The sequence below is a fragment of the Modicisalibacter muralis genome, from assembly GCF_900102945.1.
GTDB lineage: Bacteria > Pseudomonadota > Gammaproteobacteria > Pseudomonadales > Halomonadaceae > Modicisalibacter > Modicisalibacter muralis.
The window spans coordinates 578,913-594,619 of the sequence record NZ_FNGI01000001.1; the positions used below are offsets into that span (position 1 = coordinate 578,913).

Here is a 15,707-nt window from a genome sequence, read left to right on the forward strand (position 1 = left end):
GTCAGCAGTCCTGCCGATAGTATCCATAACGAATAACAATGTGCACAAGGTGGCTGGCACCCGCCGACAAGCACCCAATATGACGCAGTCACGTAGGGGACAATATGAAGCGATTCAATAACATGTCGGTAAAGGCGAGTTGGATGCTCGTATTGTCGGTGTTTACCGCGTTGGTGCTTGGAGTGGGGGCGTTGGGCGGTTACGCCGTGAACTACAGCCAGCAGGCGCTGGGTACGCTCAATCAGGTCAATGTCGAGCAGCAATCGACGCTCAACCGCGCCAATACGCAACTCTTGGAACTGCGCCTGACGCTCCAGAATGAATACTCGAAGATCATGACCGGGGCTGTCTTCGGGGAGGCCGAGCACGATGAACTGAAACAGCGCCTCGATGGGCTTCGCGCCACCTTTGCCGGGTTCCTGGAAATTCCCGTGCAGCCCCAGCATGAGGCCCTGGTAGCCGAGGTGAAAGCCGATTTTCAGCAATTGGTCGACGAAGGCCTGGCGCCCCAGGTGGCGGGAATGGTGGAGGGTGATCTGAGCGGCTTCAGCGATCGCGCGCAACGCATCGAGGAGCTCAACAGCGCTTTCTATACCAGCGCGGTCGACTTTTTCGTGACCGCCGAAAACGACGGACGCGCCCTGTACGACGATTTCCAGTCCATGGCGTTGTCATTGAAGGCCGCCATCGGCGCCGCTGTGGTCATCTCGCTCGCCATGATTCTGTTCGTGCTGTGGGGCATCACCGTCAATGTGCTGCGACCGCTGGACCGGATCGTCGGCCATTTCGAGAAAATGGCCGAAGGCGACCTGTCGGCACGCATCGAGCGGCGCGGCAACAACGAAATCGGCAAGCTGTTCGCTGCGTTGGCACGCATGCAGGAGAGCCTCTCGCGTACCGTTGGCAAGGTTCGCGACGGCAGCCAGGCCATTCATACCGGCTCGCAGAGCATTGCCCATGGCAACAGCGATCTATCGTCGCGTACCGAACAACAGGCGGCTTCGTTGGAAGAAACCGCGTCGAGCATGGAGCAACTGACCTCCACGGTCAGCCAGAATGCCGATAATGCCCGTCAGGCCAGCCAACTGGCGCAGAGCGCCTCGCAGACCGCCGAACGCGGCGGCTCGGTGGTCAACCAGGTCGTCGATACCATGCGCGAGATCAGCACCCGCTCGCATAAAGTCGTCGACATCATCGACGTGATCGATTCGATCGCTTTCCAGACCAATATCCTCGCGCTCAATGCCTCGGTGGAGGCCGCTCGTGCCGGTGAGCAGGGGCGCGGCTTCGCGGTGGTCGCAAGCGAAGTACGCAACCTGGCCAGCCGCAGCGCGGATGCTGCCAAACAGATTCGTGGGTTGATCGAAGCGTCGGTCGAGCGCGTGGACGCCGGCTCGCAATTGGTCGATCAGGCCGGTAGCACCATGGGCGATATCGTCTCCGCGGTGCAGCGAGTCAACGACATCATGGATGAGATCGCTGCGGCTTCCCAGGAGCAGAGTAACGGCATCGGCCAGGTCAATCTGGCGATCACCGAGATGGATCAGGTCACGCAGCAGAATGCGCGACTGGTTCAGGAGGCCTCCTCGGCAGCCAATGCCCTGGAGCGTGAGGCCAGTGCACTGCGTGAATCGGTCGCGTTGTTCAAACTCGCCGGTAGTGTCGGTGGCTCTCGCGACGCTGCCCAGCCGTTGGCGATTGGCAAGCCACTGGCGACTCAATCTTCCCGAGCGCTCCCCGCCGCGAAAACGGCCGCTAGCCAGAGCGTGGAAAAAGACGAGAGTCGCGATCTCGAGTGGGAAACTTTTTAGGCGGTAGTTCTAAAAAACATAACGGCGCCATGCCGGGTCAAAGACAAGCAGGGAAACCAACATGCGCGATAACCAGCCGGTCACCCAACGTGAATATCAGCTCAACGACGAGCATTACCTGATCACCCGCACCGATCTCAAGGGGCGTATCACCTTTGCCAACCCGGCGTTCGTCGAGGTCAGCGGTTATACACGCGGCGAACTGATCGGCGCGGCGCATAGCATCGTGCGCCATCCCGATATGCCCGAGGCAGCCTTCGCCAATCTATGGCAAACCCTTGAGGCCGGCGATACATGGAACGGGCTGATCAAGAACCGACGCAAGAACGGCGATCATTACTGGGTCAACGCCAGCGTCACGCCGATCCTCGAGAATGGCGAAGTCCAGGGCTATGCCTCGGTGCGGGTCAAGGCTACGCCGGAAGAGTGCGAGCGCGCCGAGCGTGTCTACGCACAAATGGGCGAAGGGCGTGCGCGTGGCGTACGGCTGGTACGCGGCAGTATCCAGCGTAGTGGCCTGCGCGGCTGGTTGGGCCGCCTGCGTTTTCGGACCCTCCAAGGGCGTATGACCACCATGATCGTGCTGGCGCTGCTGCTATTGGCTGCCAGTGGTGGCCTGGGCCTTTATGGTCTGGAGCAGTCCGGTCAGCGGCTTCAGCAACTCAACCGTAACGGACTGGAGGATGTCGCCCGCTTGCAAAAGATCGGCCAGCTGATGACCCAGGGCCGTGACGCTGTGGCAGGACCAGTGAGCAACCCCATGTCGGGCGATATGGAAGCCGTGGCCGCCAAGGTCGAAGGCATCGTCGCCGAACTCGACCGGGTGTGGGGCGAGTACATGGCCCGCGAGTCTAATCATACCGATATCGCGACATCCTTCGGCGAAGGGCTGACGGGTTACCGCGACGACGGCTTGAAAGCCGTCGTCGCGAGTTTGGTCAGTGGCGATTTCTATCAAGGCTATGTGGGTTACAACGATGTGCTCGAGCCCGAGGGCGACCGTCTGAGCGGCGTGCTTAACGAACTGGTCGCGGCCAAGCAGGCGGGCGCCAAGGAACTCGCCGAGGAGGCGCTTGCCGCACGTCAACAGATGCTCATGGCACAGCTTGCCCTGATGGTGACTGGGCTAATTCTACTGGTAGTGATGGGAGTCGTCAGCATTCGCGCCATGCGCCGCCCATTGCGCGAGTCGATGCAGTTCACCATGCAAATCGCCGCGGGCAATCTGGGCGCCAGCATGCCGAGCCACCGTGACGATGAACTGGGCCGACTGATGCGCGCGCTGGATGCGATGCGCAAGAGCCTGGGTAGCATCGTCAGCGACGTCAATCGCAGCGTGGCGGTGGTGCGCCCCGCGTCGCAGGACATCGCTTCGGGTAACGAGGATCTTTCCGCGCGCACCGAGCAGCAGGCCGCTTCGTTGCAGGAAACCGCCTCGAGCATGGAGGAGATGACCGCGACCGTGAAGCAGAACGCCGCCAACGCTCGCGAAGCCAGTGGCTTGGCCGGCAGCGCGGCAGGTTCGGTACGCGATAGCGGCGAAGTGATGGGCCAGGTGGTGGATACCATGGGCCGCATCACCGAAAGCTCGAAGAAAGTCTCCGAGATCATCGCGGTGATCGACTCGATTGCCTTCCAGACCAACATTCTCGCGCTCAACGCCTCGGTCGAGGCGGCGCGCGCCGGCGAACAGGGCCGTGGTTTCGCCGTGGTCGCCGGCGAAGTGCGCAATCTCGCCGGACGCTCGGCGGATGCCGCACGCGAGATTCGCACCTTGATCGATGGCTCCGCTCAGGAAATCGACGGTGGCGCCGAACTGGTCAAGCGTGCCGAAGCCTCGATCGAACAGGTCGTCGCCTCGGTGCTCAAGGTCAACGACATCATGGGTGAGATCGCTTCGGCCTCCGATGAGCAGACCCGGGGTATCGAACAGATCAACCAGGCCGTCGCGCAGATGGATGAAGTGACCCAGCAGAACGCCGAACGCGTACAAACCTCGGCGCGGGCCGCTATCAGCCTCGACAGCCAGGTGGCGCTGTTGGCCAATGCCATCGCCGTGCTGCGCTTGAGTGGCAGCGGCAAGGAGCAGGTCAGCCGCGAGACACGCTTCAAGGCCGCCGAGGCCCGTCGCTCGACGGGTGAAGCGGGCGAGCGCGAGCAGTTGGCGGCCCCCCAGCCTGCCAGGCAAGCGGTGCGCTCCGCCGCGGGAGACGATGAATGGGAAGCATTTTGAGCTCAATCGTGAACCAATCCGCCCAGGTCGCTACCCCGAGATTGCATGCCTCGGGTGGCGCCTGGGCGGGCGGAAGTCTCGAGCGCGATCTGGAAATGACCGATACGGACTTCGAGCGTGTGCGCAAGTTGATTTATCAGCGCGCCGGCATCGTACTCGCCGAGCATAAACGCGAGATGGTCTATAGTCGCCTGGCGCGTCGCTTGCGTGAGCATCGTTTAACCCGTTTTGCCGATTACCTGGCGCGTCTCGAGCGCCAGCCACAGGCCAGGGAGTGGGAGGCGTTCACCAACGCACTGACCACCAACCTGACGGCCTTTTTTCGTGAGGCGCATCATTTCCCCTTGCTGGCCGATCATGTCGCCAAGAGCAACGGACCGGTGCGTATCTGGTGTGCCGCGGCTTCGACCGGTGAAGAGCCGTATTCTATCGCCATGACCCTGAACGAGACCTTGGGAGCGCGCGCCCGCGAGTCGCAGGTGATTGCCACCGACATCGATACCGATGCGTTGGCCAAGGCGCGCGAGGCGGTCTATACGCTGGATCAGGTCGCCAAGCTGGACGAAGTGCGACGCAAGCGGTTCTTTCTGCGTGGCAGCGGTGCTCGCGCCGGACAGGCGAGGATTCGACCGGATTTGGCGGCGATGGTCGAGCTGCAAGCGCTCAATCTATTGGCGCCGAACTGGCAGATCAGCGGCCCGTTCGATGCCATCTTCTGCCGCAATGTGATGATCTATTTCGACACACAGACTCAAGCCGCGATCCTCGAGCGCTTCGCGCCGTTGCTCAAGCCGGATGGACTCCTTTTCGCCGGCCATTCCGAGAACTTCTCTTACATCAGTCAGGCATTTCGCCTGCGCGGCCAGACCGTCTACGAACGGGCCGATTCGTCCTCAAGTCGGTCGTCCGCTGGCCGATAAATCCCAATAAGAAAATGCCCGCTGCTTCTGCCGGATTTAGCGGCGGGTAATGGAAAGGAGAACGCCCTTGAGCGCACCCAAGATCAAGGTGCTATGCGTCGACGATTCGGCGCTGATTCGCGACCTGATGAGCGAGATCATCAACTCGCAATCGGATATGGAGGTCGTGGCGACGGCGCCCGACCCCCTGGTAGCGCGAGATTTGATCAAGCGCACCAATCCCGACGTGCTGACACTCGATGTCGAGATGCCACGCATGGATGGGCTCGATTTTCTCGAACGCCTGATGCGCCTGCGACCGATGCCGGTGCTGATGGTGTCATCGCTGACTCAGGCCGGTTCGGAGATCACCTTGCGCGCGCTGGAGTTGGGTGCGGTGGATTTCGTCGCCAAGCCGCAGATGGGCATTCGTAGCGGCATGCTCGAATACAGCTCCATGATCGCCGACAAGTTGCGCGCCGCGGCACGCTCGCGTCCGCGTATTGCACGCAGAGCGGATGCACCGCCGCCGGTAGCCATCAAGGCGCCGCTCATTTCCAGTGAAAAGCTGATTATCATCGGTGCCTCCACGGGTGGGACCGAAGCCATCCGCTGCGTGCTGGAACCGTTGCCGGCCAATACTCCGGCGATCCTGATCACTCAGCATATGCCGGGCGGGTTCACGCGCTCCTTCGCCGAGCGGCTCAATCGGCTGTGTCGGATCACAGTCAAGGAGGCCGAAGAGGGTGAGCGGGTGCTGCCGGGGCATGCCTATATCGCACCCGGCGATGCCCATCTCAAGCTGGCGCGCAGCGGCGCCAACTATGTGGTTAGCCTGGACGACGGCCCACCGGTAAACCGGCATCGTCCATCGGTGGATGTGCTATTTCACTCCGCGGCACAGCACGCCGGGCGCAATGCGATTGGCGCGATTCTCACGGGAATGGGCAAGGATGGCGCCGCTGGGCTGCTGGAAATGCGCCAGGCCGGCGCTTATACCCTGGCGCAGAACGAGGCCAGTTGCGTGGTTTACGGCATGCCACGCGAGGCGGTGGCCATGGATGCGGCTATTGAAATCGTGGAGCTCGATCAAATGGCCGGTCAGATCATGCATCAGGTCGCGGCCTCCGGTCGGGCGCAGCGGGTTTGAATGGCTTTAACGTCAATCACTAGGAGATGCCGGCATGAAACGCCTGCTCAGTAACCTCTCGATCAATACACTGCTGACCACGGTAGTGGTGTTATTCGGTGTCTTCATTCTGGTAGTGGCGGGGCTGGGTCATGCGACCAAGCTCATGAGCGAGGACTCGATCGGCACGCTCAACCAGATCAATGTCGAACAGGTCAGTGAAATCGCCCGCGCTGAATCGCTGCTGCTCAAGATACAGCTGAGCCTTCGCGACCAGGCCAACGCGGCGATGTTCGGGGGCGGCGACGAGGTGCAGGTCGCACTCGCGCAGGCTGGCGACATGCTGGCACGGGCGGAGGAGCGTTTCGCCGCCTTTCAGGCGGTGCCCAAGACCGAACAGGGGCGTGCCTATACCGAACCATTGACGGCCGCTTTCAGCGACGTACTGGCGAAAGTGCAGGCGCAGTTGCAGGCACTCAAGGAAGGCAATGCCGGCGGTTTTCAGGCGCTCAAGGGGGAGACTCAAGCCTCCACGGCCGTACTCAACGAGGCCATGACGGCTTTCATTCGCTATGCCGAGGAGCGTGGTGAGGCGTTGATGGCCGATTATCGCGTCACGGCGAGCATGGCCGAGATGGTAATTCTGGCGGTCGTCGCGGCATCGCTGTTGATGCTACTCGCCTTGCGCATGGGGTTGGTCGCCATGGTGGTGCGCCCGCTCAATAAAGCGGTGGAAAGTCTCGAGCGTATCGCTCAGGCCGATCTGTCGCAGGAAATCAAGGTTCTCACTGGAAACGAGATCGGCAAACTGTTTGCCGCGATGCGGGATATGCAACAGGGTCTGTCGAAGACGGTCGGGACCGTGCGTGACAGCAGCGGTTCGATTCATATCGGCACGCGCGAGATCGCCAGCGGCAATGCCGACCTGTCGTCGCGCACCGAGCAGCAGGCGGCGTCGATCGAGGAAACCGCCGCCAGCATGGAGCAACTTACCGCGACGGTGAAGCAGAACGCCGACAATGCGCGCCAGGCCAGCACCCTGGCCAACGATGCCTCGTCGACGGCCGGGCGTGGCGGCGAGGTGGTTGATCAGGTCATCTCCACCATGCACGGCATTTCCGGCAGTTCGAAGAAAATCGCCGATATTACTGGCGTGATCGATTCGATTGCCTTCCAGACCAACATCCTCGCGCTCAACGCCTCGGTCGAGGCGGCGCGCGCCGGTGAGCAGGGACGCGGCTTTGCGGTGGTCGCCGGTGAAGTACGCAACCTGGCCAGTCGCTCGGCGTCGGCCGCCAAGGAAATCAAGTCGCTGATCGACAGTTCGGTCGCGCAAGTCCAGCAGGGCTCGACGCTGGTCGAGGAAGCCGGCAGCACCATGCGTGAAGTGGTTAGCGCCGTGCGCCGGGTCACCGACATCATGGACGAGATTTCCGCAGCTTCCCAGGAGCAGAGCGACGGTATCGAGCAGGTCAATACCGCAATCACCCAGATGGATGAGGTGACGCAGCAGAACGCCGCGCTGGTTCAACAGGCCGCCGCCGCCGCCGCCTCGCTCGAGGAACAGGCCAGCCGACTGGAACAGGCGGTGGCGGTGTTCCGCCTGTCCGGTCGTGCCAACGATGCGGCTGGTGCCGAGCCGGCTCTGCCGCGCCCCAGCCAGCCTGCGCTGGCGGCGGCAAAATCTTCCAAGCCCTCCGGCAAGCGTGAGATGGTGACCGAGAGCGGTGATGATTGGGAAGAATTCTGAGTTTAGGTTAGTAGAGCAACACTCTTTTTATGACGATCTTTTGTGACGAGGATACGAGATGGCCGACAATAACATGAGCATTCTGGTGGTCGATGACTTTCCCACCATGCGACGCATCGTGCGTAGCCTGCTCAAGGAACTGGGTTACACCAACGTAGAGGAGGCAGAGGACGGTCAGGATGCGCTGAGCAAGCTGCGTGCCGGAGGCTTCGAATTCGTCGTTTCCGACTGGAACATGCCGAATCTCGATGGCCTGGAGATGCTCAAGCAGATTCGTGCCGACGATGCGCTGAAATCCTTGCCGGTATTGATGGTGACTGCCGAGGCCAAGAAGGAAAACATCATCGCCGCGGCGCAGGCGGGGGCCAATGGCTATGTGGTCAAACCGTTCACCGCGGCGACACTGGAAGAAAAGCTCAATAAAATTTTCGAAAAACTGGGCAAATGAGCCGTGAGGAGGGCAAGTCATGAGCGGTGAAGCACAGCAGGCCGTAGCTCACCACGGTGAAGACCTGATTCAGCGAATCGGGCATCTGACGCGCACGTTGCGGGCAAACATGCGCGAGCTGGGTCTCGACAAAGAGATCGAAAAGGCCGCCGAGGCCATTCCCGATGCCCGCGACCGGCTGAACTACGTGGCCTCGATGACCGAGCAGGCCGCCGAGCGAGCGCTCAATGCAATCGATCGTGCCCAGCCGATTCAGGATCAATTGGAAACCCAGGCCAACGCGCTGGACAAGCGCTGGGATGAGTGGTTTGCCGAACCCAAGGAGCTCGACGAGGCCAAGTCACTGGTCAAGGACACGCGCGCCTATCTCGGCGACGTTCCCACACGGGTTCAGGCCACCAATGCCGAACTGCTCGAAATCATGATGGCCCAGGATTTTCAGGACCTGACCGGCCAGGTGATCAAGCGGATGATGGATGTCATCAAGCAGATCGAGAACGAGCTAGTGCAAGTGCTACTCGATAATGTACCCGATAGCGAAGACCGCAAGGAGCTGAAGCGGGCCATGGAGAGCGAAAAGAAAGAGTCGTCGCTGCTCAACGGGCCCCAAATCAAGCCCGACGGCGCCGATGTGGTCAGCAACCAGGATCAGGTAGACGATCTGCTCGATTCATTGGGCTTCTGAGCACAAACGACCGACCCTATAGCGCTCGGCTGACCTTCGCCGAGCCTGCTTTCCTCCCGTATTGTTCTCTTGATGCGCGACAATCGTGGATTAGCGTCCGATTCGTCGCGCTTTTTGCGTGATTGCCGATTGCTCTTGCCGCGCAGAATAGCCAGCGTTGACCCTTTCTAACCGCCGTTCGGGCGTGGGGACCATGGCTGACGATAGCAGCGACGAGGAAAAGACCGAGGATCCCACGCCACGCCGCATGGAAAAGGCGCGTGAAGAGGGTCAGGTTGCGCGATCCCGCGAACTGTCGACGTTCATGCTCCTGCTGGGTGGCGTGGCAGGATTATGGGGGATGGGCGCGCTACTTTACGACCAGTTAAGCCTGGTCATGGAGCAGGCGTTTCTCTTCGATCGTGGCATCGCTTTCGACACCGCGCGCATGCTGGCCCATCTCTGGGCACTGGGTAACGAGACCCTTGTCGCGCTATTACCGCTGTTTCTGCTGTTGACCGTGCTGGCCCTGGTATCGCCGGCGCTGCTCGGCGGCTGGTTGATCTCGGCCAAGTCGTTGCAACCGCAATTGTCCAAGCTCAATCCCATCAAGGGGCTCGGGCGACTCTTTTCGACCCAGGCATTGGCGGAGTTGGCCAAAGGCATCGCCAAGACGGTGCTGGTCGGTAGCGTGGCGTTCAGCTTCCTATGGCAAAAAAAGGGCGAATTTCTGGCGTTGATGGATCAGCCGGTCCAGTTAGCGCTATTTCATGCCTTGAAGCTGGCGGCGATGTGCTGCGGCTTGATCGTGTTGTCGCTGGTGGTGGTAATCCTGATCGATGTGCCGTATCAACTCTGGAGCCACAATAAGAAATTGCGCATGACTCAGGACGAAATCCGCAAGGAACACAAGGAGTCCGAGGGCGACCCGCAGGTCAAGGCGCGCATTCGTCAGCAGCAGCAGGCCATGGCGCGCGGACGCATGATGAGCAAGGTGCCCGAGGCCGATGTCATCGTCACCAACCCCACTCACTATGCGGTGGCGCTGAGCTACCGTGACGGTGAAATGTCGGCGCCGCGGGTGGTCGCCAAGGGCGCCGATGCGGTGGCCGCGCGGATTCGCGAATTGGGCGAGGAGCATGGCGTTCCGCGACTTGAAGCACCGCCGCTGGCGCGGGCACTGTATCGCCATGTCGATCTCGATCGTGAAGTGCCCGCGGAGTTGTACACCGCCGTGGCCGAAGTGCTGGCTTGGGCCTTTCGCATCAAGCAGGTGCAGCGCGAGGGTGGCGAGACGCCCGACACGCCGTTCGACCTACCGGTACCCGCCGAACTGGATGACGCGACCGGACGCGATTCACCCTCCGAGGACACTCGATGAACCTGATGAATTCACTGGGCCGACAGAATCTGTTGGGCAATGCCAACATGAAGCTGCTGGCCGGGCCGGTACTGATCATCATGATTCTGTCGATGATGATCCTGCCGCTGCCACCTTTCGCGCTGGACTTGCTCTTCACCTTTAACATCGCCTTGGCGGTCATGGTGTTGCTGGTCAGCATGTTCACCCAGAAGCCACTGGATTTCGCGGCCTTTCCGGCGGTGCTACTGTTCACCACGCTACTGCGCCTGTCGCTGAACGTGGCCTCGACTCGCGTGGTGTTGATGGAAGGCAACGAAGGCGGCGACGCTGCGGGCAAGGTCATCGAGGCCTTCGGCGAGTTTCTGATCGGCGGTAACTTCGCCGTCGGCCTGGTGGTGTTCCTGATCTTGGTCATCATCAACTTCATGGTCATTACCAAGGGTGCGGGACGTATCGCCGAGGTTGGCGCGCGGTTCATGCTCGACTCCATGCCCGGCAAGCAAATGGCCATCGATGCCGATCTCAACGCCGGCCTGATTGGCGAGGACGACGCCAAGCGTCGGCGCAGCGAGATCACTCAGGAATCCGAGTTCTACGGTTCGATGGACGGCGCCAGCAAATTCGTGCGCGGCGATGCCGTGGCCGGCCTGATCATCATGGTGGTCAACCTCATCGGTGGCTTGCTGATCGGCATGTTGCAGCACGACATGAGCTTCGCCGACGCGGGTCGCACCTATACGCTGCTGACCATCGGCGATGGCCTGGTGGCGCAGATTCCCGCGCTGGTGATCTCCACCGCAGCGGGCGTCACCGTCTCCAGGGTCAACACCGACCAGGATGTCGGCCAGCAGATGATGGGCCAGCTCTTCGCCAACCCCAAGGTGCTGATTCTGGCTGCGGGCGTGATGGGGTTGCTGGGCCTGGTACCGGGCATGCCCAATTTCGTCTTCCTGCTGATTACTGCGCTGCTTGCTGGGTTGGCCTGGTGGATAACCCACCGCACACAGGAAAAACAAACCGAAGAAGCCATCAATACCGCGCCACCGCCGCCCCAGGAAGCGCCGGAAGCTAGCTGGGACGATGTGCAACTCGTCGATACTTTGGGCCTGGAGGTCGGTCATCGCTTGATTCCGCTGGTCGATCATCGCCAGAACGGCGAGCTGCTCGGCCGCATCAAGAGCGTACGCAAGAAGTTCGCCCAGGAAGTCGGCTTCCTGCCACCGGTGGTGCATATTCGCGATAATCTGGAACTTACCCCCAACACCTACGTGATTATCCTGAAAGGCGTCGAGGTAGGGCGCGCCGAGGCTTATCCCGGTAAGTGGCTGGCCATCGATCCCGGCCAGGTATCGGGCCATCTCGAAGGCACGCCGACCGAGGACCCGGCCTTTGGCCTGCCGGCGATATGGATCGATAGTTCGCAGCGCGAGCACGCCCAGGTCTATGGTTATACCGTGGTCGATGCCGGTACCGTGGTCGCCACGCACCTCAATCACTTGTTGCATCGCCATTCCGGCGAAATGCTCGGCCGCTACGAGGTTCAGCAACTGCTCGACAAGATGGGCGAGGAGAACAAGGCATTGGTCGAGGACGTAGTGCCCAAGGCCATTACCCTGACCACACTTCAGCGTCTGCTGCACAACCTGCTCGAGGAAGAAGTGTCGATCCGCGATCTACGCACCATTCTCGATACGTTGGCCGAGCATGCCTCGCCGCAGAGCGACGCTCACGAGCTGACCGCCGTGGTGCGGATGGCACTCGGCCGAGCCATTACCCAGCAGTGGTTCCCGGGCCAGAGCGAACTACACGTGATGGGACTCGATGCCAATCTGGAGCAGGTGCTCAGCCAGGCGATGAGTGGCGGCGGTGCGTTGGAGCCGGGACTCGCCGAAACCTTGATGCAGCAGACCGAGGCCGGCGTGAAGCGTCAGGAAGCCAGCGGCGAGCCCACGGTCCTGGTCGTTCAGCATGGCTTGCGTGCGCTGCTGACGCGTTTCCTGCGGCGCCGGCTGCGGCATTTGGTGGTGATGTCGCAAGCCGAGATTCCCGATGACCGCACCTTGCGAATTACCACCCTGATCGGAGGCCGTTAATGAGCGTGAAACGATTCGTGGCTGCCAACAGTCGTGACGCCATGCGCCAGGTGCGCGCCGCGCTCGGTGAGGACGCCTTGATCCTGTCCAATCGACGTGTCACCGAAGGGGTCGAGATCCTCGCGTTGGCCGACGATGACCATGGCCGCATGACCGAGCGACCGGCCGGCTCCCCAGGGCTTGCCGATGCGCCATCGCCGCGCGTGCCCACGCACCGTTCACCACCGCCTGCGAATCGTTCGATGCCGCAACCTGCCGCGGAACCGAGTGAAACGCCGATACCCACGACACAAGGCACGCCACTCGATTTTGCGGCATTCAGTGAGCGCGTGCTGGGAGAAATGCACGACCTGCGTGCGCTGTTGACGACTCAGCAGAGCCTGTCGCTGTCGGCGACACACGGCGTGAACAGTGAGGTCGAACGCCTTCAGCATAGGCTGCTCGGTGCCGGTTTCAGCCCCCGCCTGGCTGCGGAACTGCTGGAAACGTTGCCGGCCGAGCTGGGGGGTGCCGAGCAGAATGGCGAGGCCGGCGAGGCCTGGTTGAAGCGTCAGCTCGCGGCGCGTCTACCAACGCTCGATGACGAGGCGGCGCTGCTCGACGCCGGCGGCGTCTTCGCGCTGATCGGCCCCACCGGGATTGGCAAGACCACCACCACGGCCAAGCTCGCGGCGCGCTACGTCATGCGCCATGGCGGGGCGGACGTGGCGCTGGTCACCACCGACAGCTACCGGGTCGGCGCCCACGAGCAGTTGCGTATCTATGCTCGGCTGCTGGGTGTCGAGGTGCATGCCCTGGAGGCCGATGCGCCACTCGGCGATCTGCTCGACCGCTTGGCCGCCAAGCGTCTGGTGATCGTCGACACCGTAGGCATGAGCCAGCGCGACCAACGCCTGGTCGGACAGGTCGCGATGCTCGGCGACTCGACGCAGGGCGACAGCGCGCGCCCGATTCGCCGCTTGTTGCTGCTTAACGCCGCCAGCCATGGCGATACGCTGGATGAGGTGGTCGATACGTATCAGCGCGCGTCGCTGGCCGCCGGCGCGCCTCTCTATGGCGCGATTCTGACCAAGGTCGACGAAGCGCCAAGGCTTGGCGCAGTGCTGGATATCGCGATCCGTCATGGTCTGCGTCTGCATTACGTTTCTCACGGTCAGCAGGTTCCCGAGGATCTACGCCTGGCCGAACGCGAACCGCTGATCGAGCAGGCGCTGGCAGCGGGTGGTGAGTCCTGCTTCGTTGCCGAGTCGGGCGGCCTTCATCGCTCCCCGACTGGGCGTCGCTTGCAGTCGTTGTCGCGTGGTCTGCTGGGCCAGGGGCGGGCCCTGGCCGCGGCGTTGGCGACATTGCGCCGTGAAGTCACGGGCTTTGGCATGCTCGAGCAGGCTTGGCCGTTATTGGGCTATCCGCTAGAGCAACAGCGTCGGCGTTTGCCAGAGTTGCTCGATCCCACGCTGTGGCGGGACATGGATAGCAAAGAGCCGCCACAAGCGATGTTATGGGCTCGCTCGACGACGGTTAGCGGCGCCGACTGGCCGATGCCGGCCTTATGCCTGAATGCCGAGGGGCGCGCCCTGGCGTTGCCCTGGCTGGCACACCTTCAGCCGGCCGGCGAGGCCGAACGGCTGCACTGGGCCGAGAGTCAATTGGGCATGCGCTGGCAGTTGTTGCCGAATTGCCCAACCGCTGCAGCGCGCGAATATCTCGAACGCGGCATTGCCGTGTGGCTGGCCATTGTCCAGGGCAATTCACGGGTCATCGCCGCCGGCGAGCGCTATACCCTGGCGGCGTTGGCGGCACATGCCGAACCGCGTGCCCAGGTCGACTGTCGCTATCGTGGTCACGATACCCGGCTGGCGGTTTCCCGGCTGGCAGTAACACGGATCGACGGAGAGTCTTTGAATGCCTGGTTCGGCACGCTGAGCGATGCCGATAGCGGCCGGCAAATGGCGCAGCGCTATTGGCTGGCGCCACGCCATGACGATCGGGAATCGGCGCTGATCGAGAGCATGGTCGCGCAACTGATACATGACGACTTGCCGTTGCTGACCAGGCGCGCGTGGCAGCGTCTGGATGAAACGGGCCAGCAAAGGGTCGATCCCGAATTGCGGCTGCTGGTCGCGGCGGGATTGGCGGCCGTCGCTAGCCGACTCGATCAGGAGCATGCGCCATGGGCAATGGATGTTCGTGCGCAATTGTTGGGGCTGCTCGGTGGTCGACGGTCACGCTCGCCGAGCGTCCTGTTGGAAGCACTGATGCACCTGTTCACCGCGCGTGATGCTTTCGTACAGGTGGGCGGTCATGGCATCGGGGACGAGGCGCGACGGTGAGCGAAGCGGATCAGGCCGCCGGCCTGCGGCGCTGGGCCGAGACGCAGCCGGAGCCGTCAACCGGGACAGCGGATTCACGACCGGCCTCGCGGGTATTGATGGTATTGGGCCTGCCGGATGGCGCGCAGGCCGATGTAAAGCCGGTCAGTCGAGCGCTCGAACGCTGGCATGCACAGGGCCAGCGCTGGGTCGGCGATCCGGTGGCCTGGCGTGTGGTGGCGCTGGATACTCACAGCCCGCATCTGGCGGTGCTGACGACCCAACAGCCACGCTGGGCGTTATGGGTTGGCGACGATCTGGACGGTTTCCGGCGTGCCTACCTGACGCTAAGGCGAGTCAGCCAGCAAGGTGGCCCGAGTCGCCTGCTGCTGGTTCATCCGCCGCTGCCTTCGCGAGCCGGTCTGCTCGACAACCTGCAGCAAGCGGCGGCTCAGTTTCTGGGTGTCGATCTATTGGTTATCGGCATGCCGCGCAGGCGGGTCGAATCGCTATGAAACCAACGGCAATGAACCTGGTAGGGCAGATAGTCGTCGGCGGGTTGGCGCTGATGGCTTTATTGGCCACGGCTTCGCCCCAGGCATTCGCCGCGCCCGGTAGCTGGGTGGGCGATGCCGATAGCGTGCGCTTGTTCACGCCGGGTCGCGCGGTGGAATCGACGCTACTGACGCCACCGCCCGAGTTGGCCGATGGCGCGCATATCCGGACCCTGCGCTGGCGCTTCACGGCGCCTTCCGGGCCGCTGCGTCCCGAAGCCTGGCTGTGTCATCCGCGTCGCTGCATCATGCTATCGACGCCGAGCGGGCAGAGCCAGGCATTGGCCGGTCTGAGCGCCGATGCCCCGCTGACATTCCGCTTTCGCTTGCCGGCCTCGGCTCGTTCCACCCAGCCGTTACGCATCGAAGGCTTGCAGGTGATCGTCGATTACGACTGAGTAAGATAGCCATGTTAAGGGGCAAAAAGCCCGCTGCTTGCTGGGGTATTCAGCGT

General features: G+C 62.2%; 12 protein-coding genes. All 12 read left to right on the forward strand.

Translation table 11 applies throughout. The annotated features are described in order from the left end of the window. The first annotated feature begins 104 nt into the window (after window positions 1-104). The 12 genes from BLR92_RS20060 to BLR92_RS19650 all read left to right on the forward strand — a co-directional run bounded on the left by BLR92_RS20060 (window position 105) and on the right by BLR92_RS19650 (window position 15,651). Window positions 105-1,811, forward strand: coding sequence for a methyl-accepting chemotaxis protein (locus tag BLR92_RS20060; RefSeq protein ID WP_089725251.1), 1,707 nt, complete (start codon window positions 105-107; stop codon window positions 1,809-1,811). A gap of 61 nt (window positions 1,812-1,872) precedes the next feature. Next, window positions 1,873-4,044: a methyl-accepting chemotaxis protein gene (locus tag BLR92_RS02780; RefSeq protein WP_089725253.1), complete on the forward strand. Its 2,172-nt coding sequence runs from the start codon at window positions 1,873-1,875 to the stop codon at window positions 4,042-4,044. A gap of 95 nt (window positions 4,045-4,139) precedes the next feature. After that, entirely contained in the window at window positions 4,140-4,964 is an 825-nt protein-coding gene (locus BLR92_RS02785; protein WP_245704030.1) for a CheR family methyltransferase, read from the forward strand. A 67-nt stretch (window positions 4,965-5,031) separates the two neighbouring features. Continuing rightward, a complete protein-coding gene (locus tag BLR92_RS02790; protein WP_089725258.1) occupies window positions 5,032-6,093 on the forward strand; it encodes a protein-glutamate methylesterase/protein-glutamine glutaminase in 1,062 nt (353 codons plus the stop codon). Window positions 6,094-6,127: 34 nt separating this feature from the next. Further along, entirely contained in the window at window positions 6,128-7,822 is a 1,695-nt protein-coding gene (locus BLR92_RS02795; RefSeq protein WP_089725260.1) for a methyl-accepting chemotaxis protein, read from the forward strand. 58 nt (window positions 7,823-7,880) lie between these two features. Continuing rightward, window positions 7,881-8,270, forward strand: a complete 390-nt coding sequence (gene cheY / locus BLR92_RS02800; RefSeq protein ID WP_089725264.1) for a chemotaxis response regulator CheY — start codon at window positions 7,881-7,883, stop codon at window positions 8,268-8,270. 19 nt (window positions 8,271-8,289) lie between these two features. Then, entirely contained in the window at window positions 8,290-8,955 is a 666-nt protein-coding gene (gene cheZ, locus BLR92_RS02805) for a protein phosphatase CheZ (RefSeq protein WP_089725266.1), read from the forward strand. Window positions 8,956-9,148: 193 nt separating this feature from the next. Then, window positions 9,149-10,315, forward strand: a complete 1,167-nt coding sequence (gene flhB / locus BLR92_RS02810) for a flagellar biosynthesis protein FlhB (RefSeq protein WP_089725267.1) — start codon at window positions 9,149-9,151, stop codon at window positions 10,313-10,315. Continuing rightward, window positions 10,312-12,390, forward strand: coding sequence for a flagellar biosynthesis protein FlhA (flhA, locus tag BLR92_RS02815; protein ID WP_089725269.1), 2,079 nt, complete (start codon window positions 10,312-10,314; stop codon window positions 12,388-12,390). Before flhB ends, flhA begins: the two co-directional genes overlap by 4 nt. Further along, a complete protein-coding gene (gene flhF / locus BLR92_RS02820) occupies window positions 12,390-14,720 on the forward strand; it encodes a flagellar biosynthesis GTPase FlhF (RefSeq protein ID WP_089725271.1) in 2,331 nt (776 codons plus the stop codon). Before flhA ends, flhF begins: the two co-directional genes overlap by 1 nt. Then, a complete protein-coding gene (locus BLR92_RS19645; RefSeq protein WP_175488700.1) occupies window positions 14,717-15,214 on the forward strand; it encodes a hypothetical protein in 498 nt (165 codons plus the stop codon). Before flhF ends, BLR92_RS19645 begins: the two co-directional genes overlap by 4 nt. Further along, window positions 15,211-15,651: a flagellar protein FlhE gene (locus tag BLR92_RS19650; RefSeq protein WP_175488701.1), complete on the forward strand. Its 441-nt coding sequence runs from the start codon at window positions 15,211-15,213 to the stop codon at window positions 15,649-15,651. Before BLR92_RS19645 ends, BLR92_RS19650 begins: the two co-directional genes overlap by 4 nt. The last annotated feature ends 56 nt before the right edge of the window (window positions 15,652-15,707 follow it).